Source organism: Arthrobacter sp. B2060, from assembly GCF_059090445.1.
The window spans coordinates 159854-181348 of record NZ_JBNHFR010000007.1; the positions used below are offsets into that span (position 1 = coordinate 159854).

Below are 21495 nucleotides of genomic sequence, written 5' to 3' on the forward strand. Positions count from 1 at the left end.
GTCCAGGCAGCATCGCCGCTCCTCCCCGTGGCTGAGTTGCACCTGCACATTGAGGGGACCCTGGAACCTGAACTGATCTTCGCGCTCGCCGAGCGCAACGGCATTGAGCTTCCCTATGCAGATCTGGACGAGCTGCGGGCGCGGTACGAATTTACGGATCTGCAGTCGTTCCTGGACCTGTACTACGCCAACATGGCGGTGTTGCGGACGGAGGAGGACTTCGCGGACATGACCCGTGCCTACCTGAGCCGTGCGGCTGCGGCCGGGGTGCGGCACGCGGAAATCATGCTGGATCCCCAGGCCCATTTGTCCCGCGGGGTTTCGTTGGAGACCTGCGTCAACGGCGTGGCCTCCGTCCTCGCCTCCTCTCAGGACGAGTTCGGGATTTCCACGCTGCTGATCGCGGCCTTCCTCCGGGACCTGTCCGAGGAATCGGCGCTGGAGGTTCTCGAAGCGCTGTTGGCGATGAACGCGCCGATTGCCGGCATCGGACTGGATTCCGCGGAGGTGGGCCATCCGCCGGCCAAGTTCGCGCGGCTGTTTGCGCGGGCCGGCGAAGCAGGCCTGCGGAAGATCGCCCACGCAGGCGAGGAGGGACCGCCGTCGTACATCATTGAAGCGCTCGACGTCCTGGGCGTGGAACGCGTTGACCACGGCATCCGGTGCATGGAGGACCCCGAGCTGGTGGAGCGGCTGGTGGAGGACCGCGTGCCGCTGACGGTCTGCCCGCTGTCCAACGTCCGGCTCCGGGCTGTGGACGTGCTGGCCGACCACCCGCTGCCGGCGATGCTTGCTGCCGGGCTGAACGTGTCCGTGAACTCGGATGATCCGGCATATTTCGGTGGTTATGTCGATGACAACTTTGCCCAGCTGGAGTCGGTGCTGGGGCTCTCTGAATTCGACCGTGTCCGGCTGGCTGCCAACTCGATCGGTTCTTCGTTTGCCAGCGATGAGCGCAAGGCGGAGCTGCTGGCGGAACTCTCGGGCTGAGGTCTCTGCATGAGCGGACTTAATCCCGCACATGACGCCCCCAATTGAAGCAGCCCGCACTGAATTGGCCTCCCCGCGTCGGGCAATGTTACGTTTAGGTCACCGGTTGGCGGCACGCCCTTCAGAGCGTACCGAATGCCGTCTTGTGTGGTAAGTCTCCAGGCGGCATTGCGAGGCGTAACCGCAGACCGTAACTGACGTCGGCAGGACTTTGTCCCCCATCGGACTGCCGTTTCCGCACTCCCCACAGAGGCTTTTATCACCATGCCTAGGAAAAATCTGCTGGCCATCAGCATGCTCTCGGTCCTACTCGCCACGCCGGCATGCAGCGCCGGGGCCGATGCTCAAGACTTATCCTCACGATCATCGGGCGAGGCCAGCACCCGCGCGCAGGCCAATTCCGGTTCCACGTACACCGACATATCGTCGGGGGTAGGCGTTTCCCAGAGGGCGGCAGCCGAGAAGGCCAAAATTGCCGCCAAGGCTAAGGAAGCTGCGGCGACGAAGGTTACGGTTGACGCGGCCGGAAAGGGCACGCCAGCGGAGAAGGCCAAGGTTGCCGCAGTCAAGAAGCAAGCGGCGGCGGAGAAGGCCAAAGCTGCCGCAGACAAGAAGAAAGCCGCAGCCAAGAAGGCGGCTGGGGAGGCTGCAGCCAGGAAGCCGGGAGCAGGCAAGGCGCCCGTGACGGTTCCGAAGCCTCCGCGTGTAACCCCTACGGTTCCGAAGCTGCCGGGTGTAACCCCTACGGTTCCGAAGCTGGGGGAGGTAACCCCTACGGTTCCTAATTTGCCGGAGGTAACCCCTACGGTTCCTAATCTGCCGGAGGTAACCCCTACGGTTCCTAATCTGCCGGAGGTAACCCCTACGGTTCCCAATCTGCGGAAGGTAACCCCTACCGTTCCCAGCTCCGTTTTGGCAGGTCTGTTCCGCATTTCTTGAGCGCCGAACGTCGATGACTGCCAACTGATCGGTTCCTCATGCGCCTCGGAGCAGCGCAAGGCGGAGCTGCTGGCGGAACTATCGGGCTGAGGGCAGCCGGCGCGCCGTTCCGCGCCAGATCCACCAGCCACAGGCGGCCATAGCGAGCCCAATCGGGATTCCGTAGGGCGGCAGGCCCGCGTTGAAGCCCAGAACGCCGGCCACGATGAACGCAATGCCTGCCCACGCCGGGAACATGCGTGCCCGCCAGCCTGCGATGCCGAAAACTATCCAGCCGAGGGCAAACAGCACGTAGCTGGACAGGCCGCCGACCGCCAGCATCCCGGAGCCGCCCGCGAGAATTGCGCCGGGCGCGACGTCCGCAATCCAGGGCCCGGCGAACCCGTCGAACCACATGTTGCCGGCCATGTCCAGAGTGCCGACGAGCGCGAAGCAGAAGCCGACGGCGCCCAGGCCGCCGGTGTGCGCTGCGTAGCGGAGGTAGACGGACACGAGGGCGAGGACGAGCCCGACGAAGACCACCCAATACAGCGCGTTGGCCACCACGAACGGCGTCTGGCGCATCATGTCGATCCGCTCCAGGCTGCGGTCGGCGGTGAGCAGCCGGGCCACGTCCACGGCAGCGAAAGCGAGCCCGGCCACCAGGGCGATCGGGCCGGCGGCTGAAGCGAGTGGTGAGGACATCTTTCCTCCTTGGCGTTGGGCACCCTCACATGGGGCGGATCTTGCGCGAAAAGCGCCCGACGGCGGTGGCCGAGCGGGGTGCCTTGCGCCAGGCTGTGCGATCGAAGAAAACGGTGGCTAGGACCGCTGCCAGTACCACCGCGAAATAGATCAGTTCTGCGCGGCCCGCGGCCGCACCGGTGAAGCCGAAGGAACCGACTGTGAAGGTGCCCTGGCTGTTGTGGAATAGGTACGTCAGCAGGACGCTGCCGCCCGTGCGGTTGAAGAGCCAGACGTAGAGGGAGGTGATGATGAACGTCGTCGGCAGTCCCATGGGGCTCACGCCGTTGAAGAGGACGAGCGGCAGGTGCCACAACGCCACCAGGACGCCCAGGATCGCCGCCGAGACGAGCGGTGGCCGGGTGGCCTGCAGCAGGGGAAGGGCGTAGCCGCGGAAGCCAGGTTCTTCACCCAGCGGCCCGTCCAGTGGATTCACGAGACGGACCGCGAACACCGCCAGCAGACCACTCCAGGACAGGTCCGTGAGACGAGGCGCGGACGCGCCGAGCGCAATGTTGAGGTACCCGGTGACGAGGACCAGCAGCGCGGGAAGCAGAAGCGCCACGGCGTACCAGACCCAGCCGACGCGCCACCGGACGAGTCGGCGGGACCACACGCGGAAGCCTTGCCGGCCCTCGGTCAGGGCAATCACAATGACCGCAGCCGCTAGCGGTGCCACGGCCAGGAACTCCACGCGGGCCATCAGGCCCGCCGCGTACAGCGGCCACGAGGACCACGCGATCGCGTAGGCCAGGATGAAGAAAGCTGACAGCCTGTGGTTCTTGAGCCAGGTGTTGGAACGACGCATGGCGGCTCCAAACGAATAGTGCGTGGTGCTCCATTTTCTGCCCGTTCTCCGCCGGGGCGCCAGCGGCGTGGAGGGCCGGCGGCAGAATGCTTGCAGCCACCTCCCATACCTGCTAGTCCTGTGACAGAGGCAACACGAAGGTGTAGTGCCGGGCCCTAAGCAGCAGGACCCAGACTAATGAGCGAGTCGAGGAGAGTGCAGCATGCCGCGCAAGAACCCGCGGGTGGAAGAGGCTGACGAAAAAGACCTTGAGGTGGGCAAGCCGAAGGACTGGGCAGCGGGCATTCCCGGCGTCCTCCACTCCATCCAGCCTGCACTGAAGCACATGGGTGTAGGCCGGACCGAGAAAACGCTTCTGGCACTGAACCAGAAGGACGGCTTTGACTGCATGAGCTGTGCCTGGCCGGACCCCGGGCACCGCAAGACCTTCGAGTTTTGTGAGAACGGAGCCAAGGCGGTCACCTGGGAAGCCACACCGGTGGTCGTGGCCTCGGAATTCTGGGCAGAGCATCCTGTCAGTGAACTGCGGCAAATGCCCGAGTACTGGCTGGGGATGCAGGGCCGCCTCACGGAACCGGTCTACAAGCCGGCGGGCGAGGACCACTACCGGCCGGTCAGCTGGGACGAGGCGTTCAGGATCCTCGGCGACAAGCTGAACGGCCTGGCGAGCCCGGATGAGGCCGCCTTTTACACGAGCGGCCGGACGTCCAATGAAGCCGCCTTCATCTACCAGCTGTTCGTGCGGGCGTTCGGCACCAACAACCTGCCGGACTGCTCCAATATGTGCCACGAATCGTCGGGATGGGCCATGGGGCAGACCATCGGCATCGGCAAGGCCACGATCTCCTACGACGATTTCGCCAAGGCGCAGCTGATCATCATCATGGGCCAGAATCCGGGCACCAACCATCCGCGGATGCTCACCGCACTGGAGGAAGCCAAAGAAGCCGGGTGCACGATCGCGGCGGTTAATCCGCTTCCGGAAGCCGGACTCATGCGGTACAAGAATCCGCAGAAGGTCAAGGGAATCATCGGGCACGGCACGGAATTGGCGGACCAGTACCTGCAGATCCGCGTCGGCGGGGACATGGCCCTGCTGCAAGCCATCTCCAAGCGGGTCTTCGAAGCCGAGGCCAAGAACCCCGGAACAGTGCTGGATCACGAGTTCCTGGAGGCACACTGCCAGGGGCTGGAGGAATTGAAGGCGCATTTGGCGGAGCTAGACGAGGAAACCGTCCTCGAAGCAACGGGTCTGCGCAGTGATGAGATCGACGAACTGGCTGCCCGCTATTTGAAGGCGGACAAGGTCATCATCACCTGGGCCATGGGCATCACCCAGCACAAAAAAGCTGTCGCCACCATCAAGGAGATCATCAACCTGCTGTTGCTGCGCGGCAATATCGGCAAACCGGGCGCCGGCGCCTCGCCCATCCGCGGCCACAGCAACGTCCAAGGGGACCGCACCATGGGCATTTGGGAGCAGATGCCCCCGGCCTTCCTGGACGCCCTCGGCAGGGAGTTCGACTTCGATCCGCCCCGCGAGCCCGGTGGGGACGCCGTGCAGACCATCGAAAAAATGCGCGACGGCGGGATCAAGGTTTTCGTGGCACTGGGAGGCAACCTGGTAGGCGCCATCTCAGACACCCATGCCGCCGCCGCAGCCATGGAGAACACTGATCTCACGGTGCAGATCTCCACCAAGCTCAACCGCTCACACACCGTGACCGGCAAGGAGGCACTCATCCTGCCCACCATGGGGCGGACGGAGATCGACATGCAGGCCTCGGGGCCGCAATTCGTGTCCGTGGAAGACACCGTCTGCGCCGTGCACGCCTCCGAGGGCCAGGTGAAGCCGGTGGCGCCGGACCTGCTGTCCGAAGTGGCCATCGTGTGCCGCCTCGCACGGGAAACGGTGGCTGGAAGGACGAGTGCCGACTGGGAAGGCTTCGAAAAGAACTACGACCTCATCCGCGACCACATCTCCCATGTGGTGGCCGGATGCGAAAACTACAACGACAAGATCCGGCAGAAGGGCGGCTTCGTCCTCCCGAACGGCCCACGGGACTCGCGCACCTTCCCCACGCCAACGGGCAAGGCCATGCTGACGGTCAACCGGCTGGAACACGTGGAACGGCCGGAGGGAACCCTGATCCTGCAGTCCGTGCGCTCCCACGACCAGTTCAACACCACCATTTACGGCTACAACGACCGGTACCGCGGCATCAAGAAGGGCCGGGACGTGGTCTTCGTCAGCCCCCAGGACATCGCGGAGCTGGGCCTGCGCGACGGCCAGTTCGTCGACCTTCACGGCGTCTATGAGGACAACGTGGAGCGGGTGATGCGCAAGCTGCGCGTGGTCTCCTACCCCACGGCCCCGGGCTGCGCCGCCACGTACTATCCCGAAGCCAACGTGCTGGTACCGCTGGGAAGCGTGGCGGAGGGCAGCAACACGCCGGCGTCGAAAGCTGTGATCGTGAGGCTGGAGCCCAGCACGGCGTGAGAACGCGCGCTCCGGTAGTCCGGAGCGCGCGGCACCGGTTCGTGGGTTGCTACGGTGTCGGGCTGCCGCCGTTGACGTTCAGCGTTTCCCCCACGACGAAGCTCGACTCTGCCGAGGCCAGGAACACGTAAGCCGGTGCCAGTTCCGCGGGCTGCCCGGCCCGGCCCAGCGGCGTGCTCTTGCCGAACTCGGGGAGGGCTTCCTTCGGCTGGCCGCTGCTGACCTGCAGTGGCGTCCAGATGGGCCCGGGCGCCACGGCATTGACCCGGATTCCCTTGGGCGCCAGTTGCTGGGCGAGCCCCTTCGTGAAGTTGTTGATGCTGGCCTTTGTCGTGGCGTAATCCAGCAAGGTGGGCGACGGGTTGTACGCCTGGATCGACGTCGTATTGATAATGGTGGAACCAGCCGGCAGATGCGGCACCGCGGCCCTGGTCAGCCAAAACATGGCGTAGACGTTGGTCTTCAGGGTGTGGTCGAACTGTTCGTCGCTAATTTCCCCGATGTCCTCCTGGGCTACCTGCTTGCCCGCGTTGTTCACCAGGATGTCCAGGCCACCCAGCTCGCGGATGGCTGTGTCCACAAGCTCGCGGCAGGTGTCCGAGTCCTTGAGGTCGCCCGGAACCTTCACGGCCTTGCGGCCGGCTTTCTCGATGAGATTGGCGATCCTGGCTGCGTCCTCTTCCTCTTCGGGAAGGTAGGACATGACGACGTCGGCCCCCTCACGTGCGAACGCGATCGCCGTGGCGGCGCCGATCCCTGAGTCTGCTCCGGTAACGATGGCTTTGCGCCCGTCGAGCCGGCCGGTCCCGCGGTAACTGTCCTCGCCCAGGTCAGCCTTGGGAGTCAGCTTCGCGTCGAGGCCCGGTTCGGGCTGGTGCTGCTTTGGCGGCTCGATGTGCTCGTATGCCGTGACGGGATTCTTGAAGGTGTACTGATCGGTCATGGTGCTCCTCCTGATGATCGGGCTTGAACACGGACAGGGTCACAGTGCTGCTGTTCGGCTGTTGGTCCTCGGTTTGCGGATGCCGGACTACTGTTCGGCGCCGCCGTGGAGTCCGTCGTCGCTGCTGTCGCCCGAGGCTGCCTCGCCGGTGTCGTCGGAAAGGTCCATGTTTCCGCGGGCTTCGGCCATGGTTGGCCCGCCGGACGGGACGTCGTAGCGCTCGGGCCGGATGCCGTGGGACTGCTCCTCGATGAGTGCCTGTTCTTCGCTGAAGCGGATGGCGTTGGCGTCGTCACCGGCGTCGCCGGGGGTGTCGTCGCGGAGCTTTGAAGGGTCCGGAGCTATGAAGCCGTCGTCCTGGGAATTCTGCTCACTCAGGTTCTGTTCGCTCATCGGTTCATCCTTTCCACTACATGCCGGGCGCCCTTGGTTCTCGGCGTGATTCTCGGGCGCGTATGGTAAGCCTACTTTCTATTATGGACGGCGGGACATACTGGTTCTCAAGTCAACCCCGCTGCCTACATCTGGGACTCCAGGCTCACTTCCGGTGTAATTGCCGTCATAGTCAGCCACGACACGCAGTATTAACCGTTTCAAGTGGCCAGATTTAACCTCCACACGGCAAACTACTGAGGGAACAATCGCTCTAAAAGGGGAACCATGCGCAAGACTGCCGCAGAAAACACCAACTTCCGGCTTAAGGCCGTGCTGGACGTGCTGGCAGAGGGGGTGTTGACTGGCGAGTCTCAGAACGCCGGCGAGGTGCTGGCCGAGGCTCTCGTGCGGGTTCCGCTGAACGCCTACGAGGCGGAGCTCCTCAGCGGAGGCATTCCGCGCGGCCACAAGTCGCTCACCACTGCCACGGCGAAGCTCGTCAAGGCCGGCTGGCTGGTCAAGGGCCGCTCCGGCTGGACCATCACTGAAGACGGCCTGAAGGCCACGGTCGCTTTCGCGGATCCTGCGAGCTTCGCGGCAGCGCTCGACGCCGGAACTCCCGTTCCTGCGGACACGCCCCTTCCGGTCGCGGCTCCTGCCAAGCCGGCCGCCAAGAAGGCGCCTGCTGCCAAGGCTGAGAAAGCAGCATCCAAGGCGGAAAAGGCTCCATCCAAGGCTGCGAAGGTTGTGGACAAAGCCGCAAAGCTGATCGAGGATGCCGTGGCCCCGGTGGTCGACGCGGTGCGTAGCAGGAAGGCGGATACTGAAGCTCCCGCCGTCGAATCCGTACCGCAGCCGGGAGCGGTGGCCGTCGCGGGTGATTTCAACACCCTGCTGGGCGCTCCGGAGAACTGGGCGCCGCAGTACGACGAAGCCCAGATGGAGCTCGACGCCATCGACCAGCTGTGGAAGCTGACCGCCGACATTCCGGCTGGCTACTACACCTTCAAGATCGCGCTGAACCGCTCGTGGGACGAGAACTACGGCGCTTTCGGTGCATTCGACGGCCCCAACCACGAACTGCACCACGACGGCGGCCAGCTCACCATCCGCTATGACCACCGCACCAGGGACATCACCGTCAACTAAGCCGTACCGGCTGCCAATAAGCCAGTCATCCAGCTACGAAGCCCCGCTGCCGCAACCCGGCAGCGGGGCTTCGCTGTTCGAGCCTTCCCAAGGAATTCCCAAGGTCCGACGATGCACTATTAGTCCATCGTCTTTTCTTAACCTGCAGAGGGAGGGCTTGATGCGCCGATCAGCATCACCAGCAGTTACGGTAATCTCGGGAATGGTCATGGCACTGATGCTCGCGTCCTGTGGGTCGCCGGGCTCGGCCCCGGTCACCAGTTCGCCAACCACGAGTTCGCCAAGTACGAGTTCCCCGGCCGACGCCCCGACAGCTTCGGCCAGCGGCACGGCAACAGGATCGCCGGCCACCACCGTCCCCGCCACTCCGGCTGAAGGCTGGAAGACCTTCACCGCAAAGGACGGGTCGCTTGCATTCGACTATCCGGCCGACTGGACCATCAAGGATCCGGCCGGGCAGGTGCCCGCGGGAGGCGGCGTCTTCGTGGAAGTGGCCAAGGCCGACGGTAAGTCCATGGCCACCCTGCGCACCAACGTGGTCACCGGCGCTGAATGCACCAAGAAGCAGCCTTATGGAATGCTGGACTCCCAGCCCCTGCCCGCCCTTGCCCAGGCCGGAACGACGCCCCGGTTCACCTTCGAGTCCCGGACAGACCCGGCAGCAACAGACCCGATGAAGGCGACTGTCCTGGCCTACGGCATCACATCCGCGCCCGAACCCAGTGGGCCGGAGGCGTGCCCCATCGCCCACTTCTTCACCTGGCCGCCCAGTGGCGCGGCCTTCGGAGGCGTCTACAACCCCTTCGACACATCGCCGGGGAACGAGCCGCACGTGGATACGCCCGAGGCGTACAAGGAGACGGCCGAGTACAAGAACATCCGCAGGATGATCACGTCCCTCCGCCCGGCGGCCTGACAGGTTCGCTGACCCCACGACGGTATGTGCCGGGCCGGCGTGTCCGCGATTGCCGAGTCTGTCGGGGCACTCGGCCCCGGCGCTACATTGGACTCATGACTGACGTGAATGCCGCCGACGCCGACAGCGTACGCCTCACTGCCCGCGTGACCGGCGCCGTCCAAGGCGTCGGGTTCCGCTACTGGACGGCGCGGAAGGCCGACGAGTTGGGAATCACCGGCTCGGTAAGGAACGACGACGACGGCTCGGTCACGGTTGTGGCGGAGGGCCCGCAGCCGGTGATCGTGGAGTTCCGGCGGTGGCTGGGATCCGGCGAAGCGCCAGGCCTGGTGTCCCACGTTGACGAGAAGCTCTCGCCGGCCGAGGGCGGGTTCAGCAGCTTCGACGTGGTGGTCTGACGGCGGCCGTTTATCCTCGGCGGTTCTCATCCTCGGCCGTCGATCCTTCGCGGGGAGGGCGCGGACTGAGTCCGATGAATGCCCCCAGTTCTTCAAGGGCGGACGGTTTGTGGGGCATGTAGTTGGTCAGCTCGGGGGACCGGACGATCACTGCGCGCCACTGCCCACGGGATACGGCGACGTTGAGTCGGTTGCGGTTCAAGAGGAACTCGGCGCCGCGGGGTGCTTCGGAGATGGCTGAGCATGCCATGGATACGAGCACCACAGGGGCCTCCTGGCCCTGGAACTTGTCGACCGTTCCCACCCGCACTCCGGACAGCCCCGCCTGGACGAGGGCCCGCCGGATGGTTTGGACCTGGGCGTTGTATGCGGCCACTACCAGGATGTCGTTGGCCTCCAGCCTCCGAAGGGGCTCATCCCGGCCAGGCGTCCATTTCAGCCCGACATGGTCGTTGGCAAGTTGGACGATCCTTGCCGCTTCCTCTTTGGAGCTCGTGGTGTTGCCGCTGTGCTCCACAGCTACCGTCTGTACTCCGGCGGGAACGCCGTCGAGGTGGCGGTACGTGGCAGCGGGGGCTGCGTCGAGCTTGCCGTCGTAACTCAGCACGGACACGGCCTGGCAGAGCTGCGGGTGCATGCGCCAGGAATCCGCAAGGAAGTAGCCGAGCTCGGCAGGCATGGTGGCGTGTCCGGCGGACAGCCAGCCGAGGGCTGATTCATCGACGGGCTGGGGATGGGACCCTTGGGTGACCTGGGGCAGTTGCTGAGGGTCGCCGAGCAGCAGCAGACGCTTTGCGGAGCGGGCGACGGCCAAGGTGTTGGCCAGCGAGTACTGCCCTGCCTCATCGATAACCAGCAGGTCGAGTGATCCGGGTGGCACACACTTTCCGGTCATGGTCCAGGCCGTCCCTCCGACCAGGCAGCCGCCTTCGGCGTCAAGGACCCGCGCCACGTCATTGTCCGTGGTCAGAGCCCACGGGACATCGGAGCCGGTGCGGGGAGCTTTGACGTCCTTGGCCACGACCCGGGGGTCCACTCCTGCCTTCGAGATGGCCGTGCAGAGCATGTTCTCTACGACGGCGTGCGACTGGGCAACGACGCCAACTTTCCAGCCGCGCTGCACCAGGCGGGCGATGACGTGGGAGCCGACGTACGTCTTTCCCGTACCCGGGGGTCCCTGGACGGCGATGTACGACCGCTCCAGGTCTTCGATGGCTTCCGCGATGGCGGAAACGTAGTCCGCGGCGCCCGAATCGTCGTGGGTGACCGCAGGAAGTGACTCTCGCGTGGCCAGCCGTGGAGGCACACGGCGCAGTACGTCGAGACCGGGGTGCTTCGGCAGATCCGGCAGGGCGGACGCCACGAGCCGGGCCAGCTCGGTCAGGGATGCCTCGATGCCTGCCGTGGGAATGGGACGGTCTGACGTGAGCGCCATCGGCAGCTGAAAGTACGGGGGAACCTTGCCGGTGGACTTCTCGGTGATGGTGATGATGGTCTTGCCGGGCTGGTCGGGGTGGTCTTCAACGGCTTCAACCAGCGTGCCGAAGATGCCGTCCCGGGACACGGACTCTGTTGCGGCCGCGTGCGGGGCCTGGCCTGTCTGCGGCGGCCGCGGGGTGCGTCCGCCGTCGACCTCTCCGAGACCGTCCGGGAGGGGGTCCTCGAACATCCGAAACCACGTGGAGCCGGCACGGAACTCCGAGCCTTCGCTCATGGTTCCGGTGAGGCGCAGGGTCCGCGATTCGGTGCGGGCGCGGCGGGTGGGTGGTGCCCAGTCGGATACGACGGAGGCGTCGTCGACCACGAAGACATTGCGCTGGTCCGACCAGCTGTCCACTTCGGATTCAAGGCGGTCGAAATGTTCCCACCAGAACTGCTTGGCTTCCCGGCGGTGGTAGCCCGTGGCTGCGGCGACCATGGCCACGGCCTGTTCGTCGGGCGTGAACCCCCGGGTGTCGGGAATGGAATCCAGGAACCCGCGAAGGGTTTTCTCCTCCGCCGTCGGTTCTGCACCCGCCGTCGTGTCTTCGGGTTCACGGGCATCCGGGGAGGCCGGCTGGGGCAGCCTTGGAGCCGCGGGACCGTTGCCCAACTGCAGCAGCCAGTCACGGAGTCGCAGGGTGGAGAGGCAGTCGTATTGGTTGTAGTCGGAGATGGAGGCGAGGATGGCAGCGGCCTCGGCCTGGGTCTCTGGCCCGCCGTCGCGCGCCGTGCAGTAGGCAGCGTAAGCCACCACGGAGGCCCCGGCGTCCTTGACGTCTCCGGACCGCAGGTTATCGCCCATGTACAGGGGCTCGAGTTTCTTGATGGAGTAGGACGGCTCGGAGATCCTGAGGGAATGCCGCACCGTGGCGTAGAGATCCACCAGCACGCCCTCGCGGAGCCAGGAATCAACCGTATCCTCGCCCGCGACGTGCGTCAGGGAGAGGTTCCGGAGGGCGGTTTTTTCATACGGTGCGTAGTGGTAGACATGCATGTCCGGATACCGGCTGCGGCGTTCCTCGACATAGGAGAGGAAGTCCAGGAATGCCTGCCGCTCACCCGCGCGGGAATGGGCCCAGAAGGGCCGGAACACCGGTGCGGCGCCGGGCGGATCCCCGGGCAGCGGCGCCTCGATAACCCCGAAGAGGTATTCCAGCCCCCACGTGCCTGTGGCGGGATCCTGCCATAGGGGATCGCCCTCGAAGTCGAAAAAGATATCGCCGTCAGAGGGGGCCGGGATGCTGGCAAGTGCATTCTCCGTCAGTACCTTGAAGGTGATGGTGTGGTCCTCGCCCTCCTTGACGAACGTACGCGATCCGTCCGGACGCTCGCGCCCGGTCTGCATCCTGGCCTGCTCGCGCAGGCGGCGCCGTGACCCTGTTGCTTTCTCCGGCGGCAGTTCCGCCAGGGCATCAATCGTGGTGATGCCCTCGGCAATCAGCTTTTTCCGCTGGACGGAGGTCATGCCTCCCACCATCAGCAGATCGCGGTGCATGGTCACCTGCTCGGCGCAGTAGTCGCACCTCCCGCAGTGTCCAATGCCGGGCTGCTGCCACCGGACAGGCGAACCGGCAGCCCGGTGGGCTGCGGTCAGTTCGCGGAAACGGTCGCGGCGCTCGCGGTACACGGGCAGCAGATCGGCGAGGGAGTGGATGCTGCGTTCGAGGTTGCCCAGTACCAGCGTGACGCGGGGCGCAGGATCGAGTCCGAGTTTGATCAGCTGGTCCCCGTACGCAGCGAGCTGCAGCAAAGCGCCAACCTTGGCGTGCCGGGCCAGCTTCGTGTCCCACACCGCGTAGCGTCCGGGGGCTTCACCGGACGCGCCCTCCTTAACCAGGAAGTCCGCATAGCCGAGGAATTCGCCGTCGAAAAAGGTGGCCTGGAATACGACGTCCGCACCGGACTGGAGGGCCAAGGTGGTTTCGAGATGCTTGCTGGTCAGGTCCGCACGGTCTGTGGTTCCGCGCTCCACGCTGTAGACGCCTGTGCCGCGGGAGGCATCCCACGTACCGTACTCGGCGATGAGCTTATCGAGGACCTTGTGTTCATGGACGTCGCCGAGTTTCCCGGCGCGCGCCTGCATCTCGTCAGGCGGAAAGTCGGCCTTGGGCGATCGGCCGAGCTTCTCGTCCAGGGCACGGAGCGTGCGGTATTCACACTCGCTCGCTGCCACAAGGTCGCTGGCCGAGAACACCAGGTCGGCGGGCGCTTCCGGCGTCAGTGGATCGAGCAGGAACATGGGGCCTCCCCATCGGCAGCCTCGCGCCGGGAGGGCTCCCGGTGCGCTGATTCGAATCTAGCAAGAGGCTATGACAAAGAAGGGCGGCGCAGCGCGGGGAGCCGGATGCAGCGTCAGAACCCGGAGCCGACGGCACGACGGCCGGGCGGCAATGCCGCCCGGCCGTCGTGCTACGTGTGCGAAGCCGCTGTTCCTACGTGTGGGAGTAGGTGAGGCAATCGGCGTTGTCCGCGCCCGGGCCTACGTGGACTTCCGGGGCGTTGCACATCAGGTGGTCATTATGGACGCACTCGGAGCGCTGGCAGGCACCAATGTTGGCGAGGACCTTCGGCAGCCCGCCGTGGATGCCAGTCTCGATGAACGTGGCGCAGGAGGCATGGTCCGTGCTCCCGCCAACCGTGATGGCCGCGGCGTTGCAGTGGGTGTGATCGTTGAAGGAGCAATTAGTGACGCTGCAGTCTGCGACTTGCGTGCTCATATGAGGTTCCTCCATGGTCGTGGCCGTCCCGGCTGGACGCCCGCTTGTTCCAAACCTAGGCCCGTCCGGCCGAATCAAAAAGACCCAATACTGTTGCGTATTTACCTGGCACCCGGTCCCAGCTTCTCGCAGCCAGAACCCTCCTGCACAGCTAACGGAACGTTATAGACCTCACCGTCCCGCGGGATTTAGACTGGCGGCACCCTCCACCACACACGCACGGACCACGCCGTCCGGCCTGCCCGTACCTGCCCTTGGAGGGCACATCAGATTGCTTCATGAATCACAATCCGACCCTTCTTGGGGAGGGCCGGTGACGCCAGGAGGAAGAGATGGAAGGGAACAAGGCCGTTGCCTACAAAGGGCCCGGCAAGGTGGAAGTCATTGATATCGACTACCCCAGTTTCGAACTCAAGGACGGGCCGGGCGTCAATCCGGCCAACGTGGGACGCAAGGTTCCCCACGGCGCAATACTCAAAACGGTCGCCACAAACATCTGCGGGTCGGACCAGCATATGGTGCGGGGACGGACCACGGCGCCGCCGGACCTCGTCCTGGGCCACGAGATCACCGGCGAGGTGGTGGAAGTGGGCCAGGACGTTGAATTCATCAAGGTGGGCGACGTCTGCTCGGTGCCGTTCAACATCGCCTGCGGCCGCTGCCGGAACTGCAAGGAGCGCAAGACCGGCATTTGCCTTAACGTCAACCCAGACCGCCCGGGCAGCGCCTACGGCTACGTGGACATGGGCGGCTGGGTGGGCGGCCAGGCCAACTACGTCCTGGTGCCGTACGCCGACTGGAACCTGCTGAAGTTCCCGGACAAGGACCGGGCCATGGAGAAGATCCTTGACCTGGCCATGTTGTCGGACATCTTCCCCACGGGATACCACGGTGCCGTGAGTGCAGGGGTGGGCGTCGGATCGACTGTGTACATCGCCGGCGCCGGTCCTGTTGGCCTCGCAGCGGCGACCAGCGCGCAGCTGCTGGGGGCCGCCGTCGTGATTGTCGGTGACCTTAACGAGGGGCGGCTGGCGCAGGCTCGCAGCTTCGGGTGCGAGACTGTGGATCTGACCAAGGGCGGACCCGCCGAACAAATTGAACAGCTACTGGGCGTCCCGGAGGTGGACTGCGGCGTGGACGCCGTGGGCTTTGAGGCGAAGGGCCACGGCGCGGGCGCCCAGGAAGCACCGGCCACCGTGCTGAACTCGCTCATGGACATCACCGCTGCGGGTGGTGCGCTCGGCATTCCCGGGCTGTACGTGACGGGCGACCCGGGTGGGATCGACGAAGCGGCCAAGAAGGGGTCGCTGAGCCTGAGCCTGGGTACCGGATGGGCGAAGTCTCTGGCCTTCACCACGGGGCAGTGCCCGGTGATGAAGTACAACCGGCAACTGATGATGGCTATCCTGCATGACAAGGTGAACATCGCCAAGAACGTCAATGCGAAGCCTATTCTGCTGGATGATGCGCCGACGGGCTACGCGGAGTTCGACGCCGGCGCGGCCACCAAGTACGTGCTCAACCCGAACGGCTACCTGAGCTGAGGGCTGCCTCAGCCGCATGCCTGGAACGCATTATCTGAACAGCAACGCGGGGTCAGAACGCGCACTGAGGCCCGTCGGCTGAGGCCGGCGGGCCGGGCCGTTCAGACCCCGTTCCTGGCCCCGCGTTCCTAGTCCCGCCTCCTGTTGAGCGACCGTGGCAGGTGGGAGAATTGTTGCACCGACGAACTCTGACCTGGAGCCGAGGTAGATGATGAACAGTCAGCCTGAAGAAACTCCGATGGAAGTCCCGGAAGCCGACGCCTTTGAGCAGCGGCTGCCGGCCGTGCCGGGCTCGGAGACGCACGAGGAGGATCCGCTGCCCGAGGACGCCCCCGAAGCGGACGTGTTGGAGCAACGGACCCCTCTGGTGTCCGGGGATCCGGCCGACCTGACGGCCCCTGACCTCTCGGCCGAGGAAGCTGCCGAAGCGGATGCCATAGAGCAGGCGGCGGGAACCCCCGGAATCGATGAGGAGGACTACCCGTTCGCGGGTGAGGTGCCCGAGTAGGGCGGCGGGACTGGTTACTCGCAGCCCACGCCGTCGCCGTCGCGGTCCAGTTTCCCGCTGTAGCCGGGCTGGCCCGCGAAGATAGGCGCGGCGCCTGCGGCCCGGACCTCCGCGCAGTTGGCGTAGGGGGCCATTGCCGGTGCTGCCGCGGCGGCAGCCGTCGCCGGAGCGGTCTGCCTCGCCGCGGCGGCAGCCGTCGCCGGGGCGCTCTGCGTCGTCGGAGCCGGCGTGCCGACGCACGTGCCAAGGACAGTGGCCATCGCGTCATGTTCTGCCCGGGTGACCCAGAGCTTGTACTTGGCTTTGACCGAAATCTGCCGGGCGACATAGGCACAGCGATAGGCCTTGTTGCCGGGCAGCCAGGTGGCGGCGTCGCCGTCGCTCTTTTGCTGGTTGGCCGGGCCGGAAACGGCGAGGAGGTTCAGGGGGTCGTTGGCGAAACCGGCGCGCTGCGCCTCGGTCAGCTGCTGGGCGCCCTTCTGCCAGGCGTCGCTCAGGGCCACGACGTGGTCGATCTGGACGGCGCTGCTGGTGCTGGCTCCGCGCTTGAACGCGATGGAGGTGGCGGTGTACGGGTCCGCCAGCGTTCCGGAGAGGACCACGCAGCCCTGGGTTCCCGGTTTCAGCGATTTTGCCGTCAGATCCCTGAACAGGATGTCGTTGCGGGTGTCGCAGCCGTTGTGGTCCGTGTCGGCCCAGGCCTGGCCGAACTCGGCCCGGTCATAGCCGGTCTTCGGGGCGCGCCCCTTGATAGCCAGGGTGCCGAGCAGGTCCAGGGCTTTGGTGGCGGCGGGAGGCTGCGCAGTGGTCGGCACCCCAGGCCGGGCCGCGGGAATTGGCGGTGCGGTTGGCAATGCGGGTGGCGGTGCGGATTCTCGCACGTCCCCTGAGACGCTGGGGTGAACGTCCGACGGCGGTTCTTGCGTTGCGCTGATGGTGCCGCCGCAGGCGGTGGTTGCCAGCACGATGGTGGCGACGATGCCGCCTCTGATCAACCTGGCACGCGCCACCCGGCCCATCCAGTCGACAATGCCGGGCAATCCTGGGTTCTGCCGGCCCGGCAGCGGACGTACTCTCTTCAACTTCTTTATGCCCCCGTGGCGTTGGTTGTGCGTTCAACGAGCCTACCGGTGAAGGGGGACCGCCCCGCGGAACTTGAGCCAATACTCGGCGAAGGCTGCGACACAGCCCAATACGCAGAGGGCCCCGCCCACCTTGCGGTGTGCGGGGCTCCTCCTAGCGGCAGGACCACCGCAACTGGGGGATGCGGCGGGCCTAAGAACAACGATAAGGGTGATTCTTGAAGAATAGCTAGGAGTTTTAGCCACACCTTAATATTTTTTTTCGAGGTGCCTCAGAGGAGGTTCGGAAAGGCCGGTAAATCGGTCCAAGGGGAAGGACGTCTCCGGGGGTTCTTGACTTCACCCGCAGGCTGAACGAGTGTGGAAAACGCACCGTTTCAGATGGATTTTCCCCCTTTAGGAGATGTGCGATGACGCTTCCCGCAGGCCTGACCCCGGGCATCTGGACCCTGGATATGTCCCACAGCGAGATCGGTTTTACTGTCCGGCATGCCGGCATCAGCAAGGTCCGGGGCCGGTTCCGGGAGGCGTCTGCCGAAGCCCGGGTCCGGGACTCCCTCGCCGAGTCCTCGCTGCACGCGACCGTGCAAACTGCCAGCTTCGACTCGGGGGACGCCAACCGCGACGCCCACGTGAAAGGAGCCGACTTCTTCGATGTCGCGGAGTATCCCGAGATGACCTTCCGCGCCACGGGCGTGGAGGGCGAGGGCGACGACTATACGCTCACGGGCGACCTCACCATCCGGGGAATCACCAAGCCGGTGGAACTGGAAGTCGAGTTCACCGGTGTAGCCGTGGATCCATTCGGTGCCACCCGCGCCGGATTCTCGGCGGAGACGGAAATCAGCCGCAAAGAATTCGGGCTCACCTGGAACGCTGCCTTGGAGACCGGCGGGTTCCTGGTCAGCGACAAGGTGAAAATCAACCTCGAGGCCGCACTCGTCAAGGTGGATCAGGGGCACCAGGAACCGGGGCAGCAGGGCGCAACCGAAACTGCCGCGCCCTAGTTAGGGGCACCGCTCCGGGCAGCAGATTTAGAGCAACCAGCGGATTTAGGAGAGCCAGCGGGTTTAGGACAGCCGCGCGATGCTTCGCCTGATGGGGCGGGAAGCCGTGCCGTCCGAAAACAGGTCCGGCGACGACGCCTGGATCCGCTTGACGTCTTCGAAAACGCCCCGGAGGTGGACGCGCAGGGAGTTGTCGGCGTCGGCGAGATTGTGGGCTTCCAGGGCGTCCACCACGGCCGTGTGCTGCTCAATCAGCGTGGACACGGGCCGGGTGTCGATGAGGCTTAGCCGCCGCGCCCGGTCCAGGTGCGCCTTGGCTGAGTTGACGGCCGTCCACGCCGATTCGTGGCCCGCCAGCCGGAGGAGTTCACGGTGGAAATCCTCGTCCAGCCGGAAGAACTCCTCCACGTCCCCCTTGGCTTCCGCATCCTGTTGGCTCGCCAGAATGTCCCGAAGGCCGGCGATTCCCGCAGTATCAACGGCGAGGTCGTTGAGGGATGCGCATTCGATGGCCTCCCGGACGAACTGCGCCTCCGCCACCCGGCCCAGGTCCACCAAGGACACGAACGAGCCGATCTGGGGGAATACCTGAACCAGGCCCTCCTCGCGGAGCAGGATCAGGCTTTCGCGCACCGGTGTTCGGCTGACTCCCAGTTCCTGGGCGAGCTCATTTTCGGACAGCGGCTCTCCGGGCGGGAGCTGCAGGGAGATGATCCTGCGCCGGAGGGTTTCCAGGGTCTGGTCACGCACGGAGAGCCGTGGTGACTGTACTTTGACGGGTTTGCCGGTTGCCATGCATCCAGTGTAGTCACCGTTGACAAACTAGAATGGTAGTGCTTGTATGGTAGTCAGAACGCCACGGGAAAGCCCAATGGTTAGCGGCTTCATCGCCTGCTAAATCCAAAGAGCGGTCACCCTCGCACCGCACGCTTTCCTCACCCTCCCTTTTTCATCGCCTGCAAAGGAGCAACTGATGACCGAGAGCATCGCGCCGCCCACCACCAAGGCGGAGTCCCGGACCACCCGAGACCTGGCCAAGGTTGCCGTGTCCGGCTGGCTCGGAACCGCCATGGAATTCATGGACTTCCAGCTCTACTCGCTGGCCGCGGCCATCGTCTTCAACAAGATCTTTTTCCCCGATGTCAGCCCGGTGATCGGCCTCATCGCCGCCATGGCCACCTACGGCGTCGGGTACGTCGCCCGCCTCGTGGGCGCCGTCTACTTTGGCCGCATGGGTGACAGGATCGGCCGCAAGAAGGTCCTCTTCATCACGATCGCCCTGATGGGTGCCTCAACCACCCTCATCGGCATCCTTCCCACGTACGCCATGATCGGCATCTGGGCTCCGATCCTGCTCGTTGCCCTGCGTCTCATCCAGGGGTTCGGCGCCGGCGCCGAAATCGCCGGAGCCACCGTCATGCTCGCGGAATACGCCCCGGCCCGCCGCCGCGGCCTGATCTCCTCGCTTGTCTGCCTCGGTACAAACTCGGGCACCCTTGCCGCGTCGGCGCTGTGGGCCATTCTCGTGGCCGTGCTGTCCGAGGAACAGCTGCTCAGCTGGGGCTGGCGCATTCCGTTCCTGGCAAGCTTCCTGCTGATGATCTTCGCCGTGTGGATCCGCCGCTCGCTCAAGGAAAGCCCTGTCTTCGAACAGCGCGCGGACGTTGTTGACGGCGTCGCGCTGTCCAAAGAGGAGATTGCCAAGAAGGACGCCGCCAAGCGTGCGGCCGCTGCGGCCGCTGCCGCCGGCACCAGCACCATCGAAGCCGCGCTGCACCAGCGCAAGGGCAAGGCCTTCCTGATCGCCCTTGGCCTGCGCTTCGGACAGGCCGGAAACTCCGGACTCATCCAGACCTTCCTTGTCGGTTACCTGGCCACGGTCCTGCTCATGGACAAGACCGTTGGCACCACGGCTATCATGTACGGCTCCATCCTGGGCTTCGTCACCATCCCGCTCATCGGCATCCTGGGTGACCGCTTCGGCCGCAAGCCCCTTTACCTCGCGCTGAGCACCCTGACGGCCCTGTTTGCGATCCCCATGATGTTGATGGTCACCAGCGGGAACCCGACGCTCGTCACCATCGCCGTCGTCGTCGGCCTAAACCTGGGCGTGCTGAGCCTCTTCTCGATGGAAAGCGTCACCATGGCCGAGTTCTTCGGAGCCCGTACCCGCTTCACCCAACTGGCCCTGGCCAAGGAAATCGGCGGCATCCTTGCCACCGCAATCGGCCCGCTCCTCGCCGCGACGCTCACGGCAGTCACCGGCCACTGGTGGCCGCTGGCCGCCATGCTCATCGGCTACTCGCTGATCACGCTCATCTCTGCCGCTGTGGGCCCCGAGGTCCGTGGCCGCGACATGGTCCGCCTGGAGGACGCAGTATGAAAGCCGTAGTTGTCCATGGCGCCAACGACCTGCGCATTGACGAACGGCCCGAGCCCGTTGCCGGCCCCGGCGAGGTAGTGCTCGACGTCGAATGGGGCGGCATCTGCGGATCCGACCTTTCGTACTGGCGCCACGGCGCCTCGGGGACGGCGGCGCTGAAGTCGCCGCTCGTCCTCGGCCACGAGGTTGCCGGTCGGATCGCCCAGTTGGGTGCCGGCGTCGAAAACCTCGACGTCGGCCAGCCGGTGACCGTGCACCCTGCGGAACTGGTGGGGGACGGCGTGATGCCGGAACGGCTCAAGGGGAGGACGAACCTCTACCCTCAGATCCGGTACTTCGGTTCGGCAGCCTTCGATCCCCACACGGACGGCGGCTTCAGCGAGCGCAAGCTCGCCAGAGCCTCGCAGATCCGGCCGCTGCCCGCAGGAGTGGACACGCTTCACGGCGCGCTCGCCGAACCGCTCGCCGTCGCCATGCACGCCGTGAGCCGGGCGGGATCGCTCGCCGGCCGGGACGTGCTGGTCAACGGCGCTGGTCCTATCGGCTCGCTGGTGGTCGCGGCGGCAAAGTACGCCGGCGCCAGGACCGTCATCGCCACGGACATCAACGACGCGTCGCTGCGGATCGCCAGGGCCATGGGCGCCGACGAGCTTGTGAACGTCTCCAACGGCGGCAGCCTCCCGGAGGACATGGAACTGGTGTTTGAAGCCACCGGCATCCCTGCGGTACTCGGCGGCGTCCTGCGGGCGACGGCACGCGGCGGAACCATCGTCCAGGTGGGGAACCTGCCCGGCGCTCCGGCTCCGGCAGCGCTGGGTGACCTGGTGACCCGGGAGATTACGTGGATCGGCTCGTACCGGTTCGCGGACGAGATCACCGACGCCCTCCGCGCCATGGCCGAAGGCCTTGACGTTTCCCCGGTCATCACCCACAAGTTCGGCATCGACGAGGCTGTGGAAGCCATGAGCGTCGCGGCTGATCCCGCCTCCGGCAGCAGCAAGGTCATGCTCCGCCTCAGCTGAGGCACGTCA

At 65.4% G+C, this 21495-nt stretch carries 18 protein-coding genes; 10 read left to right on the forward strand and 8 right to left on the reverse strand.

Annotation, left to right across the window (positions count from 1 at the left end; genetic code table 11):
- Positions 1-27: 27 nt before the first annotated feature.
- Positions 28-990, forward strand: a complete 963-nt coding sequence (locus AC5RUM_RS13975) for an adenosine deaminase (RefSeq protein ID WP_494035540.1) — start codon at positions 28-30, stop codon at positions 988-990.
- Positions 991-2007: 1017 nt separating this feature from the next.
- Here AC5RUM_RS13975 and AC5RUM_RS13980 read toward each other — a convergent pair.
- Positions 2008-2613 (reverse strand): hypothetical protein, encoded by a 606-nt coding sequence (locus AC5RUM_RS13980; protein WP_494035478.1) that lies wholly within the window; start codon positions 2611-2613, stop codon positions 2008-2010.
- Positions 2614-2638: 25 nt separating this feature from the next.
- Positions 2639-3460: a CPBP family intramembrane glutamic endopeptidase gene (locus tag AC5RUM_RS13985; RefSeq protein ID WP_494035479.1), complete on the reverse strand. Its 822-nt coding sequence runs from the start codon at positions 3458-3460 to the stop codon at positions 2639-2641.
- Between the two features lie 202 nt (positions 3461-3662).
- Here AC5RUM_RS13985 and AC5RUM_RS13990 point away from each other — a divergent pair, with 202 nt between their 5' ends.
- Complete coding sequence (locus AC5RUM_RS13990; RefSeq protein ID WP_494035480.1) at positions 3663-5960, forward strand: FdhF/YdeP family oxidoreductase; 2298 nt, start codon at positions 3663-3665, stop codon at positions 5958-5960.
- A 49-nt stretch (positions 5961-6009) separates the two neighbouring features.
- Here AC5RUM_RS13990 and AC5RUM_RS13995 read toward each other — a convergent pair whose 3' ends face one another.
- Entirely contained in the window at positions 6010-6903 is an 894-nt protein-coding gene (locus AC5RUM_RS13995) for a glucose 1-dehydrogenase (protein WP_494035481.1), read from the reverse strand.
- Between the two features lie 87 nt (positions 6904-6990).
- On the reverse strand, positions 6991-7296 hold the full coding sequence (locus AC5RUM_RS14000; RefSeq protein WP_494035482.1) for a hypothetical protein: 306 nt from the start codon (positions 7294-7296) through the stop codon (positions 6991-6993).
- 267 nt (positions 7297-7563) lie between these two features.
- On the opposite strand from AC5RUM_RS14000, the gene AC5RUM_RS14005 reads away from it, so the two are divergent.
- The 3 genes from AC5RUM_RS14005 (at position 7564) to AC5RUM_RS14015 (ending at position 9741) form a co-directional block, all read left to right on the forward strand.
- A complete protein-coding gene (locus AC5RUM_RS14005) occupies positions 7564-8427 on the forward strand; it encodes a pullulanase X25 domain-containing protein (RefSeq protein WP_494035483.1) in 864 nt (287 codons plus the stop codon).
- Between the two features lie 160 nt (positions 8428-8587).
- Positions 8588-9343, forward strand: coding sequence for a hypothetical protein (locus AC5RUM_RS14010; protein WP_494035484.1), 756 nt, complete (start codon positions 8588-8590; stop codon positions 9341-9343).
- A 95-nt stretch (positions 9344-9438) separates the two neighbouring features.
- Complete coding sequence (locus AC5RUM_RS14015; protein WP_494035485.1) at positions 9439-9741, forward strand: acylphosphatase; 303 nt, start codon at positions 9439-9441, stop codon at positions 9739-9741.
- 10 nt (positions 9742-9751) lie between these two features.
- Here AC5RUM_RS14015 and AC5RUM_RS14020 read toward each other — a convergent pair whose 3' ends face one another.
- Together AC5RUM_RS14020 and AC5RUM_RS14025 are read right to left on the reverse strand one after the other, a co-directional pair.
- Positions 9752-13462 (reverse strand): TM0106 family RecB-like putative nuclease, encoded by a 3711-nt coding sequence (locus tag AC5RUM_RS14020; protein WP_494035486.1) that lies wholly within the window; start codon positions 13460-13462, stop codon positions 9752-9754.
- Positions 13463-13655: 193 nt separating this feature from the next.
- Positions 13656-13940 (reverse strand): DUF1540 domain-containing protein, encoded by a 285-nt coding sequence (locus tag AC5RUM_RS14025; protein ID WP_400580815.1) that lies wholly within the window; start codon positions 13938-13940, stop codon positions 13656-13658.
- A gap of 332 nt (positions 13941-14272) precedes the next feature.
- On the opposite strand from AC5RUM_RS14025, the gene fdhA reads away from it, so the two are divergent.
- Positions 14273-15484 carry a formaldehyde dehydrogenase, glutathione-independent gene (fdhA, locus tag AC5RUM_RS14030; RefSeq protein WP_400580814.1) on the forward strand — a complete coding sequence of 404 codons (1212 nt, stop codon included), beginning with the start codon at positions 14273-14275 and terminating at the stop codon, positions 15482-15484.
- A gap of 238 nt (positions 15485-15722) precedes the next feature.
- Positions 15723-15992: an Rv3202a family protein gene (locus tag AC5RUM_RS14035; protein ID WP_494035487.1), complete on the forward strand. Its 270-nt coding sequence runs from the start codon at positions 15723-15725 to the stop codon at positions 15990-15992.
- A gap of 14 nt (positions 15993-16006) precedes the next feature.
- Here AC5RUM_RS14035 and AC5RUM_RS14040 read toward each other — a convergent pair whose 3' ends face one another.
- Positions 16007-17032 carry a GmrSD restriction endonuclease domain-containing protein gene (locus AC5RUM_RS14040; protein WP_494035488.1) on the reverse strand — a complete coding sequence of 342 codons (1026 nt, stop codon included), beginning with the start codon at positions 17030-17032 and terminating at the stop codon, positions 16007-16009.
- 452 nt (positions 17033-17484) lie between these two features.
- On the opposite strand from AC5RUM_RS14040, the gene AC5RUM_RS14045 reads away from it, so the two are divergent.
- Positions 17485-18081, forward strand: a complete 597-nt coding sequence (locus tag AC5RUM_RS14045) for a YceI family protein (protein ID WP_494035489.1) — start codon at positions 17485-17487, stop codon at positions 18079-18081.
- Between the two features lie 63 nt (positions 18082-18144).
- Here AC5RUM_RS14045 and AC5RUM_RS14050 read toward each other — a convergent pair whose 3' ends face one another.
- The gene (locus AC5RUM_RS14050; protein ID WP_494035490.1) at positions 18145-18876 is read right to left on the reverse strand and encodes a GntR family transcriptional regulator; all 732 of its coding nucleotides are present in this window, start codon (positions 18874-18876) and stop codon (positions 18145-18147) included.
- 178 nt (positions 18877-19054) lie between these two features.
- Here AC5RUM_RS14050 and AC5RUM_RS14055 point away from each other — a divergent pair, with 178 nt between their 5' ends.
- Together AC5RUM_RS14055 and AC5RUM_RS14060 are read left to right on the forward strand one after the other, a co-directional pair.
- Positions 19055-20464 (forward strand): MFS transporter, encoded by a 1410-nt coding sequence (locus AC5RUM_RS14055; protein ID WP_494035491.1) that lies wholly within the window; start codon positions 19055-19057, stop codon positions 20462-20464.
- The gene (locus AC5RUM_RS14060; protein WP_494035492.1) at positions 20461-21486 is read left to right on the forward strand and encodes an L-idonate 5-dehydrogenase; all 1026 of its coding nucleotides are present in this window, start codon (positions 20461-20463) and stop codon (positions 21484-21486) included. The genes AC5RUM_RS14055 and AC5RUM_RS14060 overlap by 4 nt, the downstream gene beginning before the upstream one ends.
- Positions 21487-21495 lie beyond the last annotated feature (9 nt).